The organism is Pseudomonas xanthosomatis (assembly GCF_019139835.1).
GTDB classification, from domain to species: domain Bacteria; phylum Pseudomonadota; class Gammaproteobacteria; order Pseudomonadales; family Pseudomonadaceae; genus Aquipseudomonas; species Aquipseudomonas fakonensis.
The window spans coordinates 4,850,324-4,872,251 of record NZ_CP077075.1; the positions used below are offsets into that span (position 1 = coordinate 4,850,324).

A 21,928-nucleotide genomic window follows, 5' to 3' on the forward strand; every position below is an offset into this window, starting at 1 on the left:
GCTCACGCGTGGGAGCGGGCTTGCCCTGCGAAAAGGCCACACGCAAATAAAAACAATAAGCAGGGAACACGACATGAAGCGCATCACCACGTCCATCGTCCTGGGCAGCAGCCTGCTCGCCACCCTCCCCTCGCACGCCGGCGAATGGCTGCAGTGGCACGGCGAAAGCCTGACCTACCTGTACGGCAAGGACTTCAAGGTCAACCCCGACATCCAGCAGACCATCACCTTCGAACACGCCAACAAATGGAAGTACGGCGATACGTTCCTGTTCATCGACAAGATCTTCTACAACGGCAAGCCCGACCCGGGCAAAGGCGTCACCACCTACTACGGCGAATTCAGCCCGCGCCTGTCGTTCGGCAAGATCCTCGACAAGAAGCTGGCCTTCGGCCCGGTGAAAGACGTCCTGCTGGCCATGACCTACGAGCGCGGCGAAGGCGACAACGAGGCCTACCTGATCGGCCCCGGCTTCGACCTGGACATCCCCGGCTTCAACTACTTCACCCTGAACTTCTATGTGCGCAACACCGAAGGCGCGCGCCCCGGCGACAACGTCTGGCAGATCACCCCCGGCTGGTCGTACACCATCCCGGTGGGCAAGTCGGACATCCTGATCGACGGCTACATGGACTGGGTGCCCGACAATGACCAGAACAGCCGCGGCACCTACCACGCCAACCTGCACTTCAACCCGCAGGTCAAATACGACCTGGGCAAGGCCCTGAACCTGGGCGCCAAGCAGTTGTACGTGGGCTTTGAGTACAGCTACTGGAAGGACAAGTACGGCATCGACAGCCGCGGCAACCTGCAGAGCAACCAGAGTGTCGCCAGCGCACTGATCAAAGTACACTTCTGAAAAACTGACCAAACGCACAACTTTGATTCACATGCTCCAGGACGGAGCACTTGAGGCCCGGCGCGCAAGTGAGTAATCTGCGCGCCCCCTCGATCGGGGCAGGATGGAACCTGCCCGCGTTTGCTGACCGCTCAGTCAATGAATTCGGGCGGTTGGCCAACGTGTTGCCAGCCTGAAACACCCATTTTCATCCGTTCAGAAAGCCGTCGAGCAGGACCGCTGCGCCCAACCCGGAAATGTTGGCACAGCGCTTGCCAAACAGCTGTGGCCAATCGAAAAAAGCTGACCCAAAAGACAAGAACAGCGCCCGAGCGCTGACAACAGATCCAAATCAAGGGAGCGACACACGCAATGCGTACCATCAACAGCCTGATCCTCGCCGGCGGCCTGCTGGCCTGCGGCGCCAGCCAAGCCGACGACCTGCTGCAGTGGCAGAACAACAGCCTGACCTACCTGTGGGGCAAAGGCTTCAAGGTCAACCCGGCCGTGCAGCAGACCGTCACCTTCGAACACGCCGACGCCTGGAAGTACGGCGACAACTTCATCTTCGTCGACAAGATCTTCTACCAGGGCAAGAAGGACGAAGGTAACGGCCCGAACACCTACTACGGCGAAATCAGCCCGCGCCTGTCGTTCGGCAAGATCTTCGACCAGAAGCTGGAATTCGGCCCGGTGAAGGACGTATTGCTGGCCATGACCTACGAGTTCGGCGAGGGTGACACCGAGGCCTACCTGATCGGCCCGGGCTTCGACCTGGCCATCCCAGGCTTTGACTACTTCCAGCTGAACTTCTACCAGCGCACCACCGACGGCAGCCGCCCGGGCGACAACGTCTGGCAGATCACCCCGGTGTGGTCCTACACCCTGCCTGTGGGTTCGTCCGACATCCTGATCGACGGCTTCATGGACTGGGTGGTGGACAACGACGAGAACCGGCGCGGCACCTACCAGGCCAACCTGCACTTCAACCCGCAGATCAAGTACGACCTGGGCAAGGCCCTGCACCTGGGCGAGAAGCAACTGTACGTGGGTGTGGAATACGACTACTGGAAGAACAAGTACGGCATCAAGGATTCCGACGGCTTCACCACCGACCAGAACACCATGAGCTTCCTGGTGAAAGTGCATTTCTGATCGCTGAAGCCAAGCGCCGGCCCCCTGTAGGAGCCGGCTTGCCGGCGATGGGGCCGGGCCTGCATAAAACCATCCAGCATTCATGCAGGTTTCAAGGGCCCTATCGCCGGCAAGCCGGCTCTTACAAGGGCCCCCTCATCATTTGGCCGGGCGCAAAGCCTGCCACAGCTTGCCCATCACACTCACCACGGCCAGCACCACAGCCCCGGCAATCACCCCCGCCACGCCATTGAGCAGCGCCCCGGTCAAAGCACCGCCACGCCCGTCGGCAAACGCCTCGATGGCGTGATGCAGCGGCGCGATGCCGTGCACCAGAATGCCGCCACCGACCAAAAACATTGCCGCGGTACCCACCACCGACAGCCCCTTCATCATGTACGGCGCCGCCCGCAAAATACCGTTGCCGATGCTGCGGCTCAGGCTGGAGGCCTTCTGCGTCATCCACAGCCCCAGGTCATCGAGCTTGACGATACCCGCCACCAGCCCGTAAACCCCCAGGGTCATGACCACGGCAATGCCCGACAGCACGATGATCTGCTGGCTCAGCGGCGCATCCGCCACGGTGCCCAGGGTGATGGCGATGATCTCGGCCGACAGGATGAAGTCGGTGCGCACCGCGCCCTTGATCTTGCCCTTCTCGAACGCCACCAGGTCGACGCTGGCATCGGCCACCGCCTCCTTGCGCACCTGGTGCTGGGCGTCGTCTTCTTCCTTGCTGTGCAGGAACTTGTGCGCCAGCTTTTCGAAGCCCTCGAAGCACAGATAGGCGCCGCCGAGCATCAGCAGCGGGGTCACCGCCCAGGGGATGAACGCACTGATCAGCAGCGCCGCCGGCACCAGAATCGCCTTGTTCACCAGCGAGCCCTTGGCCACCGCCCACACCACCGGGATTTCCCGCTCGGCACGCACGCCGGTGACCTGCTGCGCATTCAGCGCCAGGTCATCGCCCAATACGCCGGCGGTCTTCTTTGCCGCGACCTTGGTCATCAGCGAGACGTCGTCGAGCACGGTGGCGATATCGTCGATCAGTACCAGTAAGCTGCTGCCTGCCATGTCAAAATGTTTCCAGTGGGTTCGAATGGCCGGATTCTAGCCCAAAGACGCTGCCTTGAGCGCCCGTCCGGGCGGGTGCTACCATGCCAAACCCCGTTTGCAGGGGGCCAGACACGAGGAAGACCCCTGACAATGAGCACCATTCGCGAGCGCAACAAGGAGCTGATCCTGCGCGCGGCCAGTGAAGAATTCGCCGACAAGGGCTTCGCCGCCACCAAGACCAGCGACATCGCGGCCAAGGCCGGGCTGCCCAAGCCGAACGTCTATTACTACTTCAAATCCAAGGACAACCTGTACCGCGAGGTGCTCGAGAGCATCATCGCGCCGATCATGCAGGCTTCGACGCCGTTCAACGCCGACGGCGACCCCAAAGAAGTGCTGAGCGCCTACATTCGCTCCAAAGTGCGCATCTCCCGCGACTTGCCGCATGCCTCGAAAGTGTTCGCCAGCGAGATCATGCACGGTGCGCCGCACCTCTCGCCCAGCCAGGTGGAGCAGCTCAACGAGCAGGCCCGGCACAACATCGAATGCATCCAGCGCTGGATCGACCGCGGGCAGATCGCCAATGTCGATGCCCACCACCTGATGTTCAGCATCTGGGCGGCCACGCAAACCTATGCCGACTTCGACTGGCAGATCTCGGTGATCACCGGCAAGGCCAAGCTGGCCGACAGTGATTACGAGGCAGCGGCCGAGACCATCATCCGCCTGGTGTTGAAAGGCTGCGAGCCCGAGGCAGCCTGACAGGGCCAATGGGGCTGCTTCGCAGCCCATCGCGGCACAAGGCCGCTCACAGGGGGTCGCAAACACCTGTAGGAGCGGCCTTGTGCCGCGATGGGCCGCAAAGCGGCCCCATGTTTCGAAAGGCTTAAGCCGCCACCCCGGCATCCGCCGTCAGCCCGGCTTCCTCGATCGCACTGATCGCGCACTGCTCGTCGATATCCGACGTATCGCCGCTGATCCCCACCGCACCCAGCACCTTGCCAGCCTGATCGCGAATCAGCACTCCACCCGGCGCCGGTACCACCGGCCGTTCACCCAACCCGTTCAAAGCCGCGAAGAACGCCGGGCGTTGCTGCGAGTCCAGCGCCAGCAGGCGCGAGCCCTTGCCCAGGGCAACCGCGCCCCAGGCCTTGCCGATCGCCACTTCCGGGCGCAGCAGGCTGGCGCCGTCCTCGCGTTGCAGCGCCAGCAGGTGGCCGCCGGCATCCAGCACCGCCACGGTCAGCGGCGCGGCATCGATCTTGCGGCCTGCGGCCAGTGCGGCGTTGACCACGGCAACGGCAGTTTTCAGGTTCAAGGCAGTCATGCAAAGGTCCTCTTCTTGTTGTGAGAAGCCCGAGGGCAGTTGAAAACCGATAGACAAGATAGAACACAACAAAGACACATGTTGTATACAATTTTTTGATTCAACCTTGCTCACTGCGACCAAATGCCGCTTTTGACGGCCCCAATGGCCACCCAGACCTCACCGACGAAAATGCGTTGACCTGACGGGCAAAGCATGAATACACTTTGCCGCAACGCAAGTTGTATACAATTACAAAATCGATGAGGCACAAACCATGAGCAAAATGAGAGCAATCGATGCAGCCGTTCTGGTCATGCGCCGTGAAGGTGTAGATACCGCGTTCGGCATTCCAGGAGCCGCCATCAACCCGCTGTACTCGGCCCTGAAAAAAGTCGGTGGCATCGATCACGTCCTCGCTCGCCACGTCGAAGGTGCCTCGCACATGGCCGAGGGCTACACCCGTGCCAACCCGGGCAACATCGGTGTGTGCATCGGCACCTCCGGCCCTGCCGGCACCGACATGGTCACAGGCCTGTACAGCGCCTCGGCCGACTCCATCCCGATCCTGTGCATCACCGGCCAGGCCCCGCGTGCCCGCCTGCACAAGGAAGACTTCCAGGCCGTCGACATCACCAGCATCGTCAAGCCGGTGACCAAGTGGGCCACCACCGTGCTGGAACCCGGCCAGGTGCCCTACGCCTTCCAGAAGGCCTTCTATGAAATGCGCACCGGCCGCCCGGGCCCTGTGCTGATCGACCTGCCGTTCGACGTGCAGATGGCCGAAATCGAATTCGACATCGATGCCTACGAGCCGCTGCCGGTCAACAAGCCAGCCGCCACCCGCAAGCAAGCGGAAAAGGCCCTGGCCATGCTTAACGAAGCCGAGCGCCCCCTGCTGGTTGCAGGTGGTGGCATCATCAACGCCGACGCCAGCGAAAAACTGGTCGAGTTCGCCGAACTGACCGGCGTGCCGGTGGTACCCACCCTGATGGGCTGGGGCACCATCCCGGACGACCACGAGCTGATGGTCGGCATGGTCGGCCTGCAGACCTCGCACCGCTACGGCAACGCCACCATGCTCAAGTCCGACCTGGTGCTGGGTATCGGTAACCGTTGGGCCAACCGCCACACCGGTTCCGTCGACGTCTACACCGAAGGCCGCAAGTTCGTGCACGTCGATATCGAACCGACCCAGATCGGCCGCGTGTTCACCCCTGACCTGGGTATCGTCTCGGATGCCGGCAAGGCGCTGGACGTGTTCCTCGAAGTGGCCCGCGAGTGGAAAGCCGCTGGCAAGCTTAAGTGCCGCGCCGCCTGGCTCAAAGACTGCCAGGAGCGCAAGGCGACCCTGCAGCGCAAGACCAACTTCGACAACGTGCCGGTCAAGCCGCAGCGCGTGTACCAGGAAATGAACGAGGTGTTCGGCAAGGACACCACCTACGTCAGCACCATTGGCCTGTCGCAGATCGCCGGCGCGCAGTTCCTGCACGTGTACAAGCCGCGCCACTGGATCAACTGCGGCCAGGCCGGCCCGCTGGGCTGGACCATCCCTGCCGCCCTCGGCGTGGTCAAGGCCGACCCGAAACGCAAGGTGGTCGCGCTGTCCGGTGACTACGACTTCCAGTTCATGATCGAAGAACTGGCAGTGGGCGCACAGTTCAACCTGCCGTACGTGCACGTGCTGGTGAACAACGCCTACCTCGGCCTGATCCGCCAGGCCCAGCGTGGCTTCGACATGGATTACTGTGTACAACTGGCGTTCGAGAACATCAACGCCACCGACGCCGCCACCTACGGTGTCGACCACGTCGCCGTGGTCGAGGGCCTGGGCTGCAAGGCCATCCGCGTGTTCGAGCCGGGCCAGATCGCCCCTGCCCTGCTCAAGGCACAGAAGATGGCCGAAGAGTTCCGCGTACCGGTGGTGGTCGAAGTGATCCTCGAGCGCGTCACCAACATTTCCATGGGCACCGAGATCAACGCGGTCAACGAGTTCGAAGACCTCGCCCTGGTCGGCAACGACGCGCCGACCGCCATCTCGCTGCTGGACTGATCGCCTGACGCCCCCGCGCGGCCCCGATAACCGGGCGCCGGGGGCCTTCAACGCAAGGAGACAACCATGCCTCGCTTCGCTGCCAACCTGTCCATGCTGTTCACCGAACAGGACTTCCTGGCCCGCTTCAAGGCTGCCGCCGACGCCGGCTTCAGCGGTGTCGAATACCTCTTCCCGTACGACTTCAGTGCCGCCGAAATCAAGCAGCAGCTGGACGCCCACGGCCTGACCCAGGTGCTGTTCAACCTGCCGGCCGGCGACTGGGCCAAAGGTGAACGCGGCATCACCTGCCACCCCGACCGCGTCGAAGAATTCCGCGCCGGTGTCGACAAGGCCATCGAGTACGCCAAGGTGCTGGGCAACACCCAGGTCAACGCCTTGGCCGGCATTCGCCCGCAAGGCCTGCAGTGCGCCGAGGTGCGCAAGACCTTCGTGGAAAACCTGCGCTACGCCGCCGACAAGCTCAAAGCTGCCGGTATTCGCCTGGTCATGGAAATGATCAACACCCGCGACATCCCGGGCTTCTACCTGAACACCACCAAACAGGCCCTGGAAATCCAGGCCGAGGTGGGCAGCGACAACCTGTTCCTGCAGTACGACATCTACCACATGCAAATCATGGAAGGTGACCTGGCGCGCACCCTGGAAACCAACCTCAAGCTGATCAACCACGTGCAACTGGCCGACAACCCGGGCCGCAACGAGCCGGGCACCGGCGAGATCAACTACCGCTTCCTGTTCGAGCACCTGGACCGCATCGGCTACCAGGGCTGGGTGGGCGCGGAATACAAGCCCAAGACCACCACCGAGGCGGGCCTGGGCTGGCTCAAGAGCCATAACGCTATCTAAGGAACAACTCGAAACCCTGTGGGAGCGGGCTTACCCGCGAACACCGGCGAAGCCGGTGCCATCCACCGAGTTGTCTGTTTCGCGGGCAAGCCCGCTCCCACAGGGGGCGGCGGCGCGCTTGAGATACCACAAATACAAAGAGGCACATTCTCATGGCTAAAATCGGTTTCATCGGCACCGGCATCATGGGCAAGCCCATGGCTCAGAACCTGCAAAAGGCAGGTCACAGCATCTTCGTTTCCACCCACCACGACGCAGCCCCGGCCGACCTGGTCGCCGCCGGTGCCGTGGCTCTGGCCAACCCGAAGGAAGTGGCCCAGGAAGCCGAGTTCATCATCGTCATGGTGCCGGACACCCCGCAGGTTGAAGCCGTGCTGTTCGGTGACAACGGCGTCGCCCAGGGCGTCGGCCCGAACAAGGTGGTGATCGACATGAGCTCGATCTCCCCTACCGCCACCAAAGCCTTCGCCGAGAAGATCAAGGCCACCGGCGCTGCCTACCTGGACGCCCCGGTGTCCGGCGGCGAAGTCGGTGCCAAGGCTGCGACCCTGAGCATCATGGTCGGCGGTTGCCCGAAAGCCTTCGAGCGCGCCCTGCCGCTGTTCGAAGCCATGGGCAAGAACATCACCCGCGTGGGTGGCAACGGTGATGGCCAGACCGCCAAGGTCGCCAACCAGATCATCGTCGCCCTGAACATCCAGGCCGTGGCCGAAGCCCTGCTGTTCGCTGCCAAGAACGGCGCGGACCCTGCCAAAGTGCGTGAAGCACTGATGGGCGGCTTCGCTTCGTCGAAGATCCTCGAAGTGCATGCCGAGCGCATGATCAAAGGCACCTTCGACCCGGGCTTCCGCATCAACCTGCACCAGAAGGACCTGAACCTGGCCCTGCAAGGCGCCAAGGAGCTGGGCATCAACCTGCCCAACACCTCCAACGCCCAGCAAGTGTTCAACACCTGCCAGGCCCTGGGCGGCGGCAACTGGGACCACTCGGCGCTGATCAAGGGCCTGGAGCACATGGCCAACTTCTCGATCCGCGACGACAAGTAAGACCTTACCGGCCTCTTCGCGGCGGTTCGGCGCCCCGACAAGCCCGCTCCCACAGGTTCAGCGCTGAACCTGAAGGCAACGGCAATCCTGTGGGAGCGGGCTTGTCGGGGCGCCGAACCGCCGCGAAGAAGCCAACGCCTATGAACCTGCGACCACTGGTCCATAGGTGAACCCGAGCAACACCCGCCCCTGGTTCGGCCTGCACGGAGGCAGTTCCAGGGGCGTTTTCGATTCTGCAGAACAACAATAAATGGGAGCCTGCCATGTCGGTCGATCCGCAAAAACTTCTCCGCGACCTGTTCGACACAGCCATCGCTGCCGCCCACCCGCGTCAAGTCCTCGAACCCTGCCTGCCCGCTGACCGCAGCGGCCGGGTCATCGTCATCGGCGCCGGCAAAGCCGCCGCCGCCATGGCCGAAGTGGTCGAAAAAAGCTGGCAGGGCGAGGTCTCGGGCCTGGTCGTGACCCGCTACGGCCATGGCGCCAACTGCCAGAAGATCGAGGTAGTCGAAGCCGCCCACCCGGTCCCCGACGCCGCAGGCCTGGCCGTGGCCAAGCGCGTGCTGGACCTGGTCAGCAACCTCAGTGAAGACGACCGCGTCATCTTCCTGCTCTCCGGCGGTGGCTCGGCCCTGCTGGCCCTGCCCGCCGAAGGCCTGACCCTGGCCGACAAGCAGCAGATCAACAAGGCGCTGCTAAAATCCGGCGCCACCATCGGCGAGATGAACTGCGTGCGCAAGCACCTCTCGGCGATCAAGGGCGGCCGCCTGGCCAAGGCCTGCTGGCCAGCCACCGTCTACACCTATGCCATCTCGGATGTGCCGGGCGACCTGGCCACGGTCATCGCCTCCGGCCCCACCGTGGCCGACCCGAGCACCTCGGCCGATGCCCTGGCAATCATCAAGCGCTACAACATCGACGCGCCCAAAGCAGTCATCGACTGGCTCAACAACCCCGCCTCGGAAACCGTCAAAGCCGATGACCCGGCGCTGGCCCGCAGCCACTTCCAGTTGATCGCCAAACCCCAGCAGTCGCTCGAGGCCGCCGCCGTCAAGGCGCGCCAGGCCGGCTTCAGCCCGCTGATCCTCGGCGACCTGGAAGGCGAGTCGCGCGAGGTGGCCAAGGTGCACGCCGGCATCGCCCGGCAAATCGTCCTGCACGGCCAGCCACTCAAAGCCCCCTGCGTGATCCTTTCCGGCGGCGAAACCACCGTCACCGTGCGCGGCAATGGCCGTGGCGGGCGCAATGCCGAGTTCCTGCTGAGCCTCACCGAAAGCCTCAAGGGCCTGCCGGGCGTGTACGCCCTGGCCGGTGACACCGACGGCATCGACGGCTCGGAAGAAAACGCCGGCGCCTTCATGACCCCCGCAAGCTACGCCCGCGCCGAGGCCCTGGGCCTGTCGGCCAGCGATGAGCTGGACAACAACAACGGCTACGGCTACTTCGCCGCCCTCGATGCGCTGATCGTCACCGAGCCGACCCGCACCAACGTCAACGACTTCCGCGCCATCCTGATCCTCGAGACTGCCCAATCATGACGCCTGATAAAAAAGTAAAGATCCTCGCCACCCTCGGCCCTGCGATCAAAGGCATCGACGACATCCGCCAGCTGGTCGAAGCCGGGGTGAACATCTTCCGCCTCAACTTCAGCCACGGCGAGCACGCCGACCACGCCCTGCGCTACCAGTGGATCCGCGAAGTCGAGCAACAGCTGAACTACCCGCTGGGCATTCTCATGGACCTGCAAGGGCCCAAGCTGCGCGTCGGCCGCTTCGCCGAAGGCAAGGTGCAGCTGCAACGCGGCCAGGCCCTGCGCCTGGACCTGGACAACACCCCGGGCGACAACCGCCGGGTCAACCTGCCGCACCCGGAAATCATCGCCGCCCTGCAGCCAGGCATGGACCTGCTGCTGGACGACGGCAAGCTGCGCCTGCGGGTCACCGCCAAGCACAGTGACGCCATCGACACCGAAGTGCTGAACGGTGGCGAGCTGTCCGACCGCAAGGGCGTCAACGTGCCGCAAGCGGTGCTCGACCTCTCGCCGCTCACCACAAAAGACCGCCGCGACCTCAGCTTCGGCCTGGAGCTGGGCGTGGACTGGGTGGCCCTGTCATTCGTGCAGCGCCCCGAGGACATCGTCGAGGCGCGCCAGCTGACTGGTGAGCGTGCCTACCTGATGGCCAAGATCGAGAAGCCCTCTGCAGTGGAACAGCTGCAGGCCATCGCCGAGCTGTCCGACGCGATCATGGTCGCCCGTGGCGATTTGGGCGTGGAAGTGCCGGCCGAAAGCGTGCCGCAGATCCAGAAGCAAATCATCAACACCTGCCGCCAGCTGGGCAAACCGGTGGTGGTGGCCACGCAGATGCTCGAGTCGATGCGCTTCTCCCCGGCCCCGACCCGCGCCGAGGTCACCGACGTGGCCAACGCCGTGGCCGAAGGTGCGGACGCGGTGATGCTGTCGGCCGAAACCGCCTCGGGCGACTACCCGCTGGAAGCTGTGCAGATGATGAGCAAGATCATCCGCCAGGTGGAGAACGGCCCGGACTACCAGGCCCAGCTCGACGTCGGCCGGCCCAAGGCCGAGGCCACCGTGTCGGACGCCATCAGCTGCGCCATCCGCCGCATCAGCGGCATCCTGCCAGTGGCGGTGCTGGTCAACTACAGCGAGTCGGGCACCTCGACCCTGCGTGCTGCACGCGAACGGCCACGGGCACCGATCCTCAACCTCACGCCAAACCTCAAGACCGCCCGCCGCCTGAGCGTGGCCTGGGGCGTGCACTCGGTGGTCAACGACCGCCTGCGCCAGGTTGACGAGGTGGTTTCCACCGCCCTCGAGATCGCCCAGGCCCAAGGCATGGCCAGCCGTGGCGACACGCTGCTGATCACCGCCGGTGTGCCTTTCGGCAAGCCGGGCTCGACTAACACCTTGCGGATCGAGACGCTGGTGTAAGGCACAGCATCAACCCTGTGGGAGCGGGCTTGCCCGCGAAGAGGCCAGCCGCCGCAACGATGTTGCCTGGGCTGGCGCATTCGCGGGCAAGCCCGCTCCCACAGCGGCCGTGATACACCTGACAACTGCGCAAAAATCGAGGCCCAAAGAGGCCCTGCGCTTACCCCCAACCTCACTGACTGCCCATGTACACCAAAAATTTCGTCAACCCGTGCCCTGACTGGGCTACGGCTTTGCTCAACGGCTTCAGCCAGGTGCTGCTGCTGCGCAGCCCCCTGTGCGGCCTGTGCTGCCTGCTGGCCATCCTGCTGACTGCCCCGGCGCTGGTCGGCGGCGCCCTGCTCGGCGCTCTCGCCGGCCTGCTCACGGCCCAGCGCCGCGGCTACGACCGCGCCGACCGCCAGGCCGGGCTGTACTGCTACAACGGCGTGCTGATCGGTATTCTGATCAGCGCCGTGCTGCCCTGGTCGGCCATCCTGCCGCCGCTGATCATCGCCGCCGGCGGGCTGTCGAGCATGCTCACCCACCAGTGGCGCAAGCGCGGCGGCAAGCTGCTGTTGGCCTATACCGCACCGTTCGTGCTGCTCGGCTGGGCCGCCCTGATGATGGCCGAACCTGCCGCCACCGCCTACGTCGAGGCCGACCCGCTGTACGCCCTGCTGCGCGGCGTGGGGCAGATCTTCCTGCTCGACAAGCCCATGGCCGGGCTGCTGGTCGTCATCGGCATGTACTTCGCCAACCCCTACGCCGCCACCTGGGCGGTGATCGGCTCGATGCTCGGCGGCGCCGTGGCGCTGCTGGCCGGCGAGGGGCAAGCCGTCTGGATGGGGTTGTACGGGTTCAATGCCGCGCTAGCGGCGCTGGCCTTCAGCCGCCAGGGGGAGCGGCCGTGGGTGACCTTGCTGGCCATTGCCCTGGCGCTGCTGCTGCAGCCGCTGTTCAACCTGATGCCGGTGGCGGGGTTGACGGCGCCCTTTGTCGCCGCCTGCTGGCTGATGCATATAGGTACGTACATCACGTGTATGAATCAACGTCGTATGTCTTCGACATAATCGTTTGGAACTGCCATTTGCTGCCTCACAGGAACTGATGGTTGCGTAACCGGAGTAATGAATGCATGGGTGGAGGGAATAAGTTCGACGCGCTCGAACTTTTTCCAACGCAAGTGAAGCCCCGTGGATCGGGGCGGTGCTGGGATATAAACATCGCCCTTTTTAAAGTACACACCCGATAGCTCAGCAATTGGCTGCAACTGGGCAACGATCCGTGAACTGATCGTCGGTGAGTTCCCGGTAAACTCATAAGTCGTGAATGTTTCACCGTTGACCTTCATAACCCGCAAAGACTTGCCGCGGACTTCTGGTTTGGCAAGCGGCTTCAAGTGGCCTTTCAAGTCCTTCTTGACCAAGCCGAACAGCGAAAGGCTCCTTGTCAGTCCCGTGTTCTGCCCCATCTGCCCTGTCGGGTCTACTTTGTTGACTGGATCATCATTGCAGTAGGCGTAAGCATTGATACCCCCGGCCCCAAATGGACTGATGCTGTCAGGGCTTGTGAAGCGCATCAGGGAGGGTGCGTAGCGCCGATTACCATTTCCCAGCAGGTAGCCTGAAAGGTATTCATCGAACAGCTGACCGGTGTAAGCCAAGGTTGTTGCCGAACCTGCTAGGTAGCCAAATGGTGAATAGGCGTTAACCTGATAAGGTTTCGTTTTCAAAGGGATCATGGTCGCTCCAATTTCCAACTCTGCACTGCATGTTTGCCGAAAACACGAGGTTGAAAAACTGGTAACAATATCAGTTGCCATCGCATGTCGCCGATTGCGGACAGGCCATCAACCCTTCTAGGCTGTTCACATCAGTATTTCGAGCCAATGCACATGCCCGTATCGCAATCCCTGCGCGAACGCCTCTACATCATGGTCTTCCAGACCGACACCATTGCCGGCCGCCGCTTCGACAAAATTCTCCTGCTGATCATCCTGGCCAGCCTGGTGACGGTGATCCTCGACAGCATCGATGAGGTGCACCAGGGCTACGCCGGGCTGCTGGCAGCCATCGAATGGGGGTTCACGGCGATATTCCTGGCCGAATACCTCACCCGCCTGTACTGCTCGCCCAGGCCCTTGCGCTATGCGTTCAGCTTCTACGGGCTGGTGGACCTGCTGGCGATCGTGCCGGGGATCATCGCCCTGTACTACAGCGACGCGCAGTACCTGCTGATCATCCGCGTCATCCGCATGCTGCGGATCTTCCGCGTGCTCAAGCTCAGCCCGTATTTGAAGCAGGCCCATTACCTGCTGGCGGCGCTGCAGGGCAGCAAGCAGAAGATCATCGTGTTCCTGGTCAGCGTATCGACCCTGGTGACCGTATTCGGCACCCTGATGTACGTGGTCGAAGGGCCCGAGCATGGCTTTACCAGCATCCCCAAGGGCATCTACTGGGCCATCGTCACCCTGACCACCGTGGGCTTTGGCGACATCGTGCCGAAGACGCCGCTGGGGCAGGTGCTCTCGTCGCTGGTGATGATTACCGGTTATTCGATCATTGCCGTGCCGACCGGCATTTTTACCGCCGAGCTTGCCAATGCCATGCGAGGCGAGCAGTTGCAGCATGACTGCCCGGTGTGCAGCAAAAAGACCCATGAGCATGGCGCGGCGTTTTGTTCGCGCTGCGGGAACGTGCTGTTTCCCAAGCAATGAAGCCTGCCTGTGCCGGTCTCTTCGCGGGTAAACCCGCTCCCACAGGATCACTGCAGGCCTGAACGCTGCACGGTCCCTGCAGGAGCCGGCTTGCCGGCGATAGGGCCAGCAGCCACACCGACATAACCAAAGCTGTTTTTGTTCTTTAGCCTCCACACAGCCACCCGCTATAGTCGCAGGCACTCTGCCACTCCCCATTCAATAACAAGGACGCAACGTGAAAAGACTCTTCAGCGCCTCGCTACTCGCCGCAGGCCTGGCCCTGGGCAACCTGGCCCAGGCCGCGCCAACCCTGCTCAACGTTTCCTACGACGTGATGCGCGACTTCTACAAGGACTACAACCCAGCCTTCCAGAAGCACTGGGAGGCCGAGCACAACGAGAAGGTCAACGTGCAGATGTCCTTCGGCGGCTCGAGCAAGCAGGCCCGCGCGGTGATCGACGGCCTGCCGGCCGATGTCATCACCATGAACATGGCCACCGACATCAACGCCCTGGCCGACAACGGCAAGCTGGTGCCGGACAACTGGGTGACCCGCCTTCCGAACAACAGCGCGCCGTTCACCTCGGCCACCGTGTTCATCGTGCGCAAGGGCAACCCCAAGGCGCTGAAAGACTGGCCCGACCTGCTCAAGGACGGCGTGCAGGTGATCGTGCCCAACCCCAAGACCTCGGGTAACGGCCGCTACACCTACCTCTCGGCCTGGGGCTACGTGCTCAAGCAGGGCGGTGACGAAACCAAAGCCCGCGAGTTTGTCGGCAAGCTGTTCAAGCAGGCGCCGGTGCTGGACACCGGTGGCCGCGCCGCCACCACCACCTTCATGACCAACCAGATCGGCGACGTGCTGGTGACCTTCGAGAACGAAGCCGAAATGATCGCCCGCGAGTTCGGCCGCGACCAGTTCGAGGTGGTCTACCCAAGCGTGTCGGCCGAAGCCGAGCCGCCGGTCAGCGTGGTCGACAAGGTGGTGGCGAAAAAGAACACCCAGGCTGTGGCAGAGGAGTACCTCAAGTACCTGTGGTCCCCGGCTGCCCAGGAGATCGCCGCACAAAACTACCTGCGCCCGCGTGACGCCACGGTGCTGGCCAAGTACACCGACCGCTTCCCGAAAGTCGATTTCCTGTCGGTGGAGAAAACCTTCGGCGACTGGCGCACCGTGCAGAAGACCCACTTTAATGATGGTGGGGTGTTCGACCAGATCTACACCGGCCAGTAATTGATACATGCAGGCCCGGCCTCTTCGCGGCTAAAGCTCCACACAGGGTTTGTGCGATACCTGTAGGAGCGGCTTTAGCCGCGAAGAGGCCGGCGCAGGCAACACACCAATCGAACTTTCCCCGCCCCCACCAATCAGCTCCTTGAGTAACCCTGCCCCTCACCGGCCCAAGGAGTACTCTCGTGCTGCGCGCTTTCTTCACCCTGCTGCTTGGCTGCCTGCTGAGTACCCATCTTCTGGCCGCAGAGCCCGCCCCCGCGGATGAACCACCCGCTGAACCTGCCGCAGTATTGCAAGGCGGCCTGCTCGGCGCCTTGGCCGACGGCCTGGACAGCGCCGCCCAGGAGCTGGACCTGGACGCCCATCTGGTGGACGCCTGGCGCCTGCGCACCGACCGCGCCGCCAAGGAAGTGGAGCGCCTGGTCGACAAGCACTCTGCCACCGACTCGCTGCACCTGGCCGGCAACTTCCTGCTGCTCACGCTCACCTGGGTGGCCAGCTTTGCGCTGCTCACAAGCCTCGGCCGCTGGGCCGCCAGGCGTGCATGCGCCAGCGCCTGGCTACGCCCGCGCAAACGCGCCAGCAGCCTGCTCGGCTACCTGCTGCCCTTTACCCTGCCGGCGTTGGCCAGCCTGCCGCTGACCCTTTACGCCAGCCGCTTTCTCGACCCCTCGGTGGCCCGCGCCCTGGGCCTGAGCCTGGCCTACGCCACCAGCAGCGGGCTGTTCTCCACCTCGATCATTCTGTGCCTGATCACCCTGTTCGACGCCGGCCACAAGCGCGCGGCCGTGGCCCTGATCAAGCGCCTGACCCCGCGCCCGCTGTTTCTGATCGGCTTTCTCGCGGCCTGGAGCGACGCCCTGACCAGCCCGCAGATCGCGCGCCAGCTGGGCGGCAACATCACCGCCAGCATCGCCGTGCTCACCGGCCTTGCCGCCACCTTCATCTTCGCAAGCCTGGTGATCCGCCTGCGCCGGCCGGTCGCCCACCTGATCCGCAACCGCAGCTACAAGGACCGCGTGCAGCACCGCGCCGTGCAAGAGACCCTGCGCATCTTCTCGGCGGTGTGGTACCTGCCGATCCTGCTGATGATTCTGGTCTCGGCCATCCACCTGGTCGGCGCTGGCGAAGAAAGCCAGAAAGCCCTGCAGAACGCCTTGCTGACCACCGTGCTGCTGGTCTCGACAGTGTTCCTCAGCACCTTGCTGCAGCACCTGCTGGCGCCGCGCGAAACGGACCCGGCGCAGCGCGTGCGGCCTTACAAGGAGCTGCTGCGCAGCCTCGCCCACGCGCTGCTGCGCATTGCCATGGCGATCACCTTCATCGAGCTGCTGGGGCGTATCTGGGGCTTCTCGGTGATCGATTTTGCCCTGAGCAACAGCCTGGGCCAGGCCATCAGCAATTCGCTTTCGAGCATCGGCCTGATCCTGCTGGTCACCTGGCTGCTGTGGGTGGTGCTCGACACTGCCATCCAGGAGGCCCTCAAGCCCCCGGTCGGGCGCAGCAAGGCGCGCCAGCCCAGCACCCGGGTGCGGACCATCCTGCCGATGCTGCGCAACGCCATCAAGGTGATCCTGATCGTCATCTGCACCATCACCACCATGGCCAACCTGGGCATCAATGTCGCGCCTTTGCTGGCCGGCGCCGGGGTGATCGGCCTGGCCATCGGCTTCGGTTCGCAGCAACTGGTACAGGATGTGATCACCGGGCTGTTCATCCTGATCGAGGACACCATCTCGATTGGCGACTGGGTGGTGCTCGACTCCGGCCACGCCGGCAGCGTGGAAAGCCTGACCATCCGCACCCTGCGCCTGCGCGACGGCAAGGGCTTCGTGCATTCGGTGCCGTTCGGCCAGATCAAGGCGGTCACCAACCAGTCACGGCAGTTCGCCTATGCGTTCTTCTCGGTGCAGTTCACCTACGACAGCGATGTGGACCAGGCGCTGGGGTTGATTCACGAGGTGGGGCAGTCGATCAGCGAAGACCCGCTGCTGCGTATCAACCTGCAGGGGCCGTTGCAGGTGTTCGGGGTGGACCGCATGGACTTGAACGGATTTGTGCTGACGGCGCAGTTCCGCACCATCTCCGGGGGGCAGTATGCGGTTAGCCGGGCGTTCAACGAGCGGCTGAAAAAGCGCGTGGACCAGGCCGAGAAAGTCAGTTTTGCCCAGGTGTATCCGTTGCCGGTGCAGGCCTTGGGGGCTTGAGCTTGCGTGGCCCGGCCCCTTCGCGGGCAAGCCCGCTCCCACAAGATCACCACAGGTCTGGATGCTGTTGCGGTCCCTGTGGGAGCGGGCTTGCCCGCGAAGGGGCCGGGGCAGGCTGAATCAGATCTGCCGGAACACCAGCGCCTTCAACCCACCCTCAGGGTCGGCGTCGGGAAACTCCGGCGGGTTTGCAAGCCGCTCGACAAACGCCAGCCCCGGCGCATGCTCGGCCATGCCGTCGATCAAGAACTGCGGCCCGATGCCGGGGTCATTCACGCAGGCCAGCACCGTCCCGCCGTCACTCAACAGTTCAGGCAAGCGCCGCAGGATCTTGCCGTAGTCCTGGGTCAGCACGAAGCTGCCGCGCTGGAAGGTCGGCGGGTCGATGATGATCAAGTCATAAGGCCCGTACTTGCGCACCTTGCCCCACGACTTGAACAGCTCGTGCCCAAGATAAGCCACCCGCGAGGCATCGTGCTGGTTCAGGCGGTGGTTGTCGCGCCCGCGCGACAGCGCCGACTTGGCCATGTCCAGGTTGACCACCTGCTCGGCGCCACCGGCAATCGCCGCCACCGAAAAACCGCAGGTGTAGGCGAACAGGTTGAGCACCCGCTTGCCCGCCGCCTGCTCGCGCACCCAGCGCCGCCCGTAACGCATGTCGAGGAACAGCCCGGTGTTCTGCCGCACGCCCAGGTCGAGCAGGTAGGTCAGGCCGTCCTCGACCACCTCGCGCTGCTGGCAGGGCTCGCCCAAGAGCCACTGGCCAGGGCTGTCGGGCAGGTAGCGGTGCTGGATTAGCATGGCCTGGCCAGTCCATTGCGGGCGCTCGGCCAGGCGCTGCAGCATGGCCTGGAGCTCGGCCAGCTGGCCCGGCTCCGGCTCGCGGAACAGCGCCACCGACAGCACGCCCTGCAGCCAGTCGACGGTGACCTGCTCCAGCCCCGGCCAGCAACGGCCACGGCCGTGGAACAGGCGACGGGTTTCGCTGGGAGCAGGGTCGAGGGCGGCGAGCAGGTGTTGCTCGAGGGTGTGGATCGGCGAGGTCATGGCGGGTCGCAGGCTGGCAAAAAGCGGCATTCTACCTGCTCCGGCCCTATCGCGGGGCAAGTCGCGCCGGGCGAAACCACCACCCCTGCTGCATACCCGCCGCCGCCAACAGAATCAGCCCTACCCCCAGCCACTGCAACGGCGCCAGGCGGTGCCCGAAGGCCACCCAGTCCACCAGAATCGCCGCAATCGGGTAGATGAACGACAGCGCCCCGGTCAGCGCCGTGGGCAGGCGCTGGATGGCGCTGTACAGCAGCACGTACATCACCCCGGTATGCACGATGCCCAGGGTGACCAGGCTGGCCAGTGCCGAAGGCTCTGCCGGCAGCCCGGCAGGCCGCACGAACGGCGCCAGCAGCAAAACCCCGGTGGCTACCTGGACCAACGCGATCAGGTGCGGCGGCGTGCCCTTCAGGCGCTTGATGATCAACGCGGCGATGGCGTAAAGCAGCGCCGCCCCCAGCGCCAGGGCGATACCCAGCAAGTAGTCGTCACCCCTGCCCTGCCCGGCGCCGTGGGCGCTGACAATCGCCAGCATGCCGAGAAACGCCACGCTGAGCCAGGTGAACTTGGCCAGGGTGAGCTTCTCGCCGAGAAACACCGCCGCCAGCCCCACCAGCATGAACGGCTGCACGTTGTACACCGCCGTGCCGATGGCGATGGACGCCCGCGAATAGGAGGCGAACAGCAACACCCAGTTGCCGACGATGGCCACCCCGCTGGCGATCGCCAGCAGCAGTGCCGTGCGGCTGATCACCCCCGGCTTGAGAAAGCCCAGCACCGCGCAGATCACCAGCAAAGCGCCGGCACCGAACACGCAGCGCCAGAACACCACCTCGGCCACCGGCAGGCCCGACACCAGCACGAACCAGCCGATGGTCCCGGAAATCAGCATGGCGGCGATCATCTCCAGCGAGCCACGGCGCAATGAATTGTCCATCCCACACCTCCTGTAAACGATGGCCACAGTATGCGCAGGCGCCCGCCGCGCCATCCAGCGGATAAACAAGGCAAAACCTGGTATCGGCCTTTACTATCAAGGCAATTTCTTCAAATCGCCTGACGAGGTAGCCATGACCGATGATATCGACCAACTGCTGATCAACGCCCTGATGGAAGATTCGCGCCGTTCGCTCAAGGCCCTGGCCCAGGTCAGCGGGCTGTCGGCGCCCAGTGTCAGCGAGCGCCTGCGCCGGCTTGAGGAACGCGGCGTGCTGCGCGGCTACACGGTAGAGGTAGACCCGCGCTGCTTCGGCTACCAGCTGCAGGCCATCGTGCGCATTCGCCCGTTGCCCGGGCAGTTGCAGGAGGTGGAGCGGCAGATCATCGCCATCCCCGAGTTCACCGAGTGCGACAAGGTCACCGGCGAAGACTGCTTCATCGCCCGCCTGCACGTGCGCTCGATGGAGCAACTGGACACCCTGCTCGACCGCCTGAATGTGCTGGCCGAGACCAATACCGCGATCATCAAGAAAACCCCGGTGAAGCGGCGCCTGCCGCCGATGGCGTAACACATGAGGCAGATGCGATCCCTGTAGGAGCGGCACAAGGCCGCTCCTACAGGTGATTTTTGTACACACTAATGTCACCTTAAGTGCCATTTTTGTGTGCACTTCCTACAGGTAACGCACCAATAGGTTACACACTTCCCGTAACTAATTCTGACCAATTGATCAACTAAGAACACACTTCAAAAATTAAACCTGTTCATTTGGTCAATTTATATTCCATTTATTTCATTAACTTATATTTCAAAAATTTAGATTCAAAATAATGGCCAACTAAAAACTGGATTCACCCTGGCACGGAACTGGCTTTTATGTGTTCGTGTTTTGTATACAACTTAAACAAAACATAAATACACAAGAACTCGCAGCGTCGCCCTACAGGCGACCGTTGCGCCCAGAACCCTGTGATGCCAACGCCTGCACCGACGAGATGGCGAGCCCGTGCGCCAGCGCCCGCTCATCGCAGTCACACGCATCAGGAGCCGCCGGAATGCCTAGCAGCCTCGACCTTGCCCCTGAACTTTCCGTTGCCAGCACCAGCCCTACCACCCTCGAAGGCCAGCCGGCCAACCTCGAACTGAGCCCGCGCCTGCACAACCGCGACCTCGCCCCGACCAAGGCCGAAGGCCGCCGCTGGGGCGGCTACAGCATCTTTGCGTTGTGGACCAACGATGTGCACAACATCGCCAACTACTCCTTCGCCATGGGCCTGTTCGCCCTGGGCCTGGGCGGCTGGCAGATTTTGCTGTCGCTGGCGATCGGCGCGGCGCTGGTGTACTTCTTCATGAACCTGTCCGGCTACATGGGGCAGAAGACCGGCGTGCCGTTCCCGGTGATCAGCCGCATCGCCTTCGGCATCCACGGCGCGCAAATCCCGGCGCTGATCCGCGCGGTAATCGCCATCGCCTGGTTCGGCATCCAGACCTACCTGGCATCGGTGGTATTACGGGTACTGCTGACGGCCGTATGGCCACAGGTGGCCGTGTACGACCACGACAGCATCCTTGGCCTGTCGAGCCTGGGCTGGGTGTGCTTCGTGGCGATCTGGCTGGTGCAACTGGTGATTCTCGCCTACGGCATGGAGATGGTGCGCCGCTACGAGGCCTTCGCGGGCCCTGTGATCCTGCTGACCGTGGCCAGCCTGGCGGTGTTCATGTACTTCAAGGCCGACGCGCGCATCGCCTGGTCGGTGGCAGAACCGCTGACCGGCTATGAGATGTGGCGCAACATCTTTGCCGGCGGCGCACTGTGGCTGGCGATCTACGGCACCCTGGTGCTGAACTTCTGCGACTTCGCCCGCAGCGCACCGTGCCGCAAGACCATCCGCGTGGGCAACTTCTGGGGCCTGCCGGTGAACATCCTGGTGTTCGCCGCCATTACCGTGGTGCTGTGCGGCGCGCAGTTCCAGATCAACGGCCAGGTCATCGACAGCCCGACGCAAATCGTCGCCAGCATCCCCGACACCGCCTTTCTGGTACTGGGCTGCATGGCCTTCCTGATCGTCACCGTGGCGGTCAACATCATGGCCAACTTCGTCGCCCCGGCCTTCGTGCTCAGCAACCTGGCGCCGCGCCACCTGAACTTCCGTCGCGCCGGCTTGATCAGCGCCACGCTGGCGGTGGTGATCCTGCCGTGGAACCTCTACAACAGCCCGCTGGTGATCGTGTACTTCCTCTCAGGCCTTGGCGCCCTGCTCGGCCCGCTGTACGGCGTGATCATGGCCGACTACTGGCTGCTGCGTAAGGGCTGCATCAACGTGCCAGAGCTGTACAGCGAAAACCCCGCCGGCGCCTACCACTACAGCCGCGGCATCAACCTGCGCGCCGTGGCCGCGTTCCTGCCGGCCGCCCTGCTGGCCATCGTCCTGGCCCTGGTGCCGAACTTCCACAGCGTCGCGCCGTTCTCCTGGCTGATCGGTGCCGGCATCGCCGCCGCCGTGTACCTGCTGGTCGCGCCGCGCCATCGCCAATACCACGACGTGAGCGGTGAATGCATCGCCGTCGACCACAGCAGCCACTGA

18 protein-coding genes and 1 pseudogene are annotated in these 21,928 nt (G+C 63.6%); 14 read left to right on the top strand and 5 right to left on the bottom strand.

What is annotated here, in order from left to right:
* Positions 1–73 precede the first annotated feature (73 nt).
* Together KSS93_RS21355 and KSS93_RS21360 are read left to right on the top strand one after the other, a co-directional pair.
* On the top strand, positions 74–859 hold the full coding sequence (locus KSS93_RS21355) for an outer membrane protein OmpK (RefSeq protein WP_217885870.1): 786 nt from the start codon (positions 74–76) through the stop codon (positions 857–859).
* A 351-nt stretch (positions 860–1,210) separates the two neighbouring features.
* Positions 1,211–1,993: an outer membrane protein OmpK gene (locus KSS93_RS21360; RefSeq protein ID WP_217839589.1), complete on the top strand. Its 783-nt coding sequence runs from the start codon at positions 1,211–1,213 to the stop codon at positions 1,991–1,993.
* Between the two features lie 138 nt (positions 1,994–2,131).
* On the opposite strand, the gene KSS93_RS21365 is transcribed toward KSS93_RS21360, so the two are convergent.
* A complete protein-coding gene (locus KSS93_RS21365) occupies positions 2,132–3,046 on the bottom strand; it encodes a DUF808 domain-containing protein (RefSeq protein ID WP_217885871.1) in 915 nt (304 codons plus the stop codon).
* Positions 3,047–3,178: 132 nt separating this feature from the next.
* Between KSS93_RS21365 and KSS93_RS21370 the strand changes: the two genes are divergently transcribed.
* The gene (locus tag KSS93_RS21370; protein WP_217839591.1) at positions 3,179–3,790 is read left to right on the top strand and encodes a TetR/AcrR family transcriptional regulator; all 612 of its coding nucleotides are present in this window, start codon (positions 3,179–3,181) and stop codon (positions 3,788–3,790) included.
* Between the two features lie 124 nt (positions 3,791–3,914).
* Here KSS93_RS21370 and KSS93_RS21375 read toward each other — a convergent pair whose 3' ends face one another.
* Positions 3,915–4,355, bottom strand: coding sequence for a GlcG/HbpS family heme-binding protein (locus tag KSS93_RS21375; RefSeq protein WP_217885872.1), 441 nt, complete (start codon positions 4,353–4,355; stop codon positions 3,915–3,917).
* A 256-nt stretch (positions 4,356–4,611) separates the two neighbouring features.
* Between KSS93_RS21375 and gcl the strand changes: the two genes are divergently transcribed.
* From gcl to KSS93_RS21405, 6 genes are all read left to right on the top strand, one after another.
* Complete coding sequence (gene gcl / locus KSS93_RS21380; RefSeq protein WP_217885873.1) at positions 4,612–6,387, top strand: glyoxylate carboligase; 1,776 nt, start codon at positions 4,612–4,614, stop codon at positions 6,385–6,387.
* A 66-nt stretch (positions 6,388–6,453) separates the two neighbouring features.
* The gene (gene hyi / locus KSS93_RS21385) at positions 6,454–7,236 is read left to right on the top strand and encodes a hydroxypyruvate isomerase (protein WP_217885874.1); all 783 of its coding nucleotides are present in this window, start codon (positions 6,454–6,456) and stop codon (positions 7,234–7,236) included.
* Between the two features lie 152 nt (positions 7,237–7,388).
* Positions 7,389–8,282 carry a 2-hydroxy-3-oxopropionate reductase gene (locus tag KSS93_RS21390; RefSeq protein WP_217885875.1) on the top strand — a complete coding sequence of 298 codons (894 nt, stop codon included), beginning with the start codon at positions 7,389–7,391 and terminating at the stop codon, positions 8,280–8,282.
* 263 nt (positions 8,283–8,545) lie between these two features.
* Positions 8,546–9,820 carry a glycerate kinase type-2 family protein gene (locus KSS93_RS21395; protein WP_217885876.1) on the top strand — a complete coding sequence of 425 codons (1,275 nt, stop codon included), beginning with the start codon at positions 8,546–8,548 and terminating at the stop codon, positions 9,818–9,820.
* Positions 9,817–11,232: a pyruvate kinase gene (pyk, locus tag KSS93_RS21400; protein ID WP_217885877.1), complete on the top strand. Its 1,416-nt coding sequence runs from the start codon at positions 9,817–9,819 to the stop codon at positions 11,230–11,232. Before KSS93_RS21395 ends, pyk begins: the two co-directional genes overlap by 4 nt.
* Before the next feature lie 185 nt (positions 11,233–11,417).
* Positions 11,418–12,284 carry an urea transporter gene (locus tag KSS93_RS21405; protein ID WP_217885878.1) on the top strand — a complete coding sequence of 289 codons (867 nt, stop codon included), beginning with the start codon at positions 11,418–11,420 and terminating at the stop codon, positions 12,282–12,284.
* Here the strand turns inward: KSS93_RS21405 and KSS93_RS27020 are convergent.
* On the bottom strand, positions 12,260–12,955 hold the full coding sequence (locus KSS93_RS27020) for an RHS repeat-associated core domain-containing protein (protein ID WP_437182059.1): 696 nt from the start codon (positions 12,953–12,955) through the stop codon (positions 12,260–12,262). The genes KSS93_RS21405 and KSS93_RS27020 overlap by 25 nt on opposite strands.
* Positions 12,956–13,108: 153 nt before the next feature.
* On the opposite strand from KSS93_RS27020, the gene KSS93_RS21415 reads away from it, so the two are divergent.
* From KSS93_RS21415 to KSS93_RS21425, 3 genes are all read left to right on the top strand, one after another.
* Entirely contained in the window at positions 13,109–13,930 is an 822-nt protein-coding gene (locus KSS93_RS21415) for an ion transporter (protein WP_217885880.1), read from the top strand.
* A 217-nt stretch (positions 13,931–14,147) separates the two neighbouring features.
* On the top strand, positions 14,148–15,146 hold the full coding sequence (locus KSS93_RS21420) for a sulfate ABC transporter substrate-binding protein (RefSeq protein ID WP_217885881.1): 999 nt from the start codon (positions 14,148–14,150) through the stop codon (positions 15,144–15,146).
* A gap of 182 nt (positions 15,147–15,328) precedes the next feature.
* Positions 15,329–17,353, top strand: coding sequence for a mechanosensitive ion channel family protein (locus tag KSS93_RS21425; RefSeq protein ID WP_217885882.1), 2,025 nt, complete (start codon positions 15,329–15,331; stop codon positions 17,351–17,353).
* 120 nt (positions 17,354–17,473) lie between these two features.
* Here KSS93_RS21425 and KSS93_RS21430 read toward each other — a convergent pair whose 3' ends face one another.
* Together KSS93_RS21430 and KSS93_RS21435 are read right to left on the bottom strand one after the other, a co-directional pair.
* Positions 17,474–18,400: a class I SAM-dependent methyltransferase gene (locus KSS93_RS21430; RefSeq protein WP_437182137.1), complete on the bottom strand. Its 927-nt coding sequence runs from the start codon at positions 18,398–18,400 to the stop codon at positions 17,474–17,476.
* Positions 18,401–18,446: 46 nt separating this feature from the next.
* The gene (locus KSS93_RS21435; RefSeq protein ID WP_217885884.1) at positions 18,447–19,340 is read right to left on the bottom strand and encodes a DMT family transporter; all 894 of its coding nucleotides are present in this window, start codon (positions 19,338–19,340) and stop codon (positions 18,447–18,449) included.
* A gap of 133 nt (positions 19,341–19,473) precedes the next feature.
* Here KSS93_RS21435 and KSS93_RS21440 point away from each other — a divergent pair, with 133 nt between their 5' ends.
* A complete protein-coding gene (locus KSS93_RS21440) occupies positions 19,474–19,911 on the top strand; it encodes an Lrp/AsnC family transcriptional regulator (RefSeq protein WP_217885885.1) in 438 nt (145 codons plus the stop codon).
* Positions 19,912–20,476: 565 nt separating this feature from the next.
* A pseudogene (locus KSS93_RS21445) lies at positions 20,477–21,928 on the top strand (NCS1 family nucleobase:cation symporter-1); the annotation flags it as partial.

Coding starts and splice junctions, on each gene's coding strand:
- KSS93_RS21355 (WP_217885870.1), top strand. CDS start 74: ATGAAGCGCATCACCACGTCCATCGTCCTGGGCAGCAGCCTGCTCGCC.
- KSS93_RS21360 (WP_217839589.1), top strand. CDS start 1,211: ATGCGTACCATCAACAGCCTGATCCTCGCCGGCGGCCTGCTGGCCTGC.
- KSS93_RS21365 (WP_217885871.1), bottom strand. CDS start 3,046: ATGGCAGGCAGCAGCTTACTGGTACTGATCGACGATATCGCCACCGTG.
- KSS93_RS21370 (WP_217839591.1), top strand. CDS start 3,179: ATGAGCACCATTCGCGAGCGCAACAAGGAGCTGATCCTGCGCGCGGCC.
- KSS93_RS21375 (WP_217885872.1), bottom strand. CDS start 4,355: ATGACTGCCTTGAACCTGAAAACTGCCGTTGCCGTGGTCAACGCCGCA.
- gcl (WP_217885873.1), top strand. CDS start 4,612: ATGAGCAAAATGAGAGCAATCGATGCAGCCGTTCTGGTCATGCGCCGT.
- hyi (WP_217885874.1), top strand. CDS start 6,454: ATGCCTCGCTTCGCTGCCAACCTGTCCATGCTGTTCACCGAACAGGAC.
- KSS93_RS21390 (WP_217885875.1), top strand. CDS start 7,389: ATGGCTAAAATCGGTTTCATCGGCACCGGCATCATGGGCAAGCCCATG.
- KSS93_RS21395 (WP_217885876.1), top strand. CDS start 8,546: ATGTCGGTCGATCCGCAAAAACTTCTCCGCGACCTGTTCGACACAGCC.
- pyk (WP_217885877.1), top strand. CDS start 9,817: ATGACGCCTGATAAAAAAGTAAAGATCCTCGCCACCCTCGGCCCTGCG.
- KSS93_RS21405 (WP_217885878.1), top strand. CDS start 11,418: ATGTACACCAAAAATTTCGTCAACCCGTGCCCTGACTGGGCTACGGCT.
- KSS93_RS27020 (WP_437182059.1), bottom strand. CDS start 12,955: ATGATCCCTTTGAAAACGAAACCTTATCAGGTTAACGCCTATTCACCA.
- KSS93_RS21415 (WP_217885880.1), top strand. CDS start 13,109: ATGCCCGTATCGCAATCCCTGCGCGAACGCCTCTACATCATGGTCTTC.
- KSS93_RS21430 (WP_437182137.1), bottom strand. CDS start 18,400: ATGACCTCGCCGATCCACACCCTCGAGCAACACCTGCTCGCCGCCCTC.
- KSS93_RS21435 (WP_217885884.1), bottom strand. CDS start 19,340: ATGGACAATTCATTGCGCCGTGGCTCGCTGGAGATGATCGCCGCCATG.
- KSS93_RS21440 (WP_217885885.1), top strand. CDS start 19,474: ATGACCGATGATATCGACCAACTGCTGATCAACGCCCTGATGGAAGAT.